Origin of the sequence: Odoribacter laneus YIT 12061, from assembly GCF_000243215.1 — a bacterium.
Classification (GTDB): domain Bacteria; phylum Bacteroidota; class Bacteroidia; order Bacteroidales; family Marinifilaceae; genus Culturomica; species Culturomica lanea.
Genome location: NZ_JH594597.1, coordinates 455,220 through 456,264, shown reverse-complemented (window position 1 = coordinate 456,264; position 1,045 = coordinate 455,220). Strand labels below are relative to the sequence as shown.

Below are 1,045 nucleotides of genomic sequence, written 5' to 3'. Positions count from 1 at the left end.
AAATATTATTCCGAACTTCCGTTCTATACCCCGGAAGACCCGACTCCGAAGAAAGAGATTCATCCCGAGTTCACATTGTCGGAAGAACAGCAAAACTTTGTTTACTGTCTGCTTCATTTCCGTCGGATTGAAACCATTCACGAAGGTCTGCGCTGGTTCGATGTAAAACGCTTCGGCATTAAGATCTATCGCCGGTTCTTGGATGAAAATTATGAGGTTATTCTTCAGGATTCTCTGGAAGTAAATGATCCGCGTCGTGCCGTTCAGATTCCGAATGATGTAATCAGCGCAGGCCTCGCTCCGAATCCGAGATAGTACTTACTTAACTTATTAATTAAAGTATGAATATGAAAAAAATAGTAATATATCTGTTAGCTCTTACATTGACAGGATGTCTCTGGTCCTGCGATGATGACAAACCCAGCGGGCACAGTATCTTTGATACCACCGTTGGGCCGGGAAGTGAATTTGACGAGTGGTTACTTTACAATTATGTATATCCTTACAACATCGAAGTGAAATACAAAATGGAGGATATCGAAGCCGATATGAAATATACACTGGCTCCGGCTATGCCTGATAAATGTATTGCTTTTTCTAAGGTTGTTAAGTATTTTTGGTTGGAAGCTTATGATGAAGTGGTCGGATTAACTTTCACCCGGACGTATACCCCTCGTGTAATCCACATGATCGGCTCCGGTGCTTACAATACGAATAATACTGTCGTTTTGGGTACTGCTGAAGGCGGATTAAAGATTACCCTTTATAAAGTAAATGATATCGATCCGGAGCATGTGACGGCAGCACAATTGAATGATGCTTATCTGAAAACGATGCACCATGAGTTTGCCCATATCCTGCACCAGACTAAAAATTATTCTACTGAATATCAGAATATCACCGGTAAAGATTATATCGGGGATGACTGGAGTTCCAATTCCCAGACAGAAGCGCTGGCCCGTTCGAAAGGATTTATCAGCCGCTATGCCCGTTACAGTGCTGACGAAGATTTTGTCGAAATGATTTCAATCTTCGTTACCCGGGA

At 42.2% G+C, this 1,045-nt stretch carries 1 protein-coding gene and 1 pseudogene; both read left to right on the top strand.

Annotated features, from left to right (window positions below; genetic code table 11):
- Positions 1-315 (top strand): annotated as a pseudogene (locus HMPREF9449_RS16740) (RagB/SusD family nutrient uptake outer membrane protein); the annotation flags it as partial.
- Between the two features lie 32 nt (positions 316-347).
- Positions 348-1,045, top strand: a 698-nt coding sequence (locus HMPREF9449_RS16735; RefSeq protein WP_009137970.1) for a zinc-binding metallopeptidase, incomplete at its 3' end; no start/stop codon positions are given.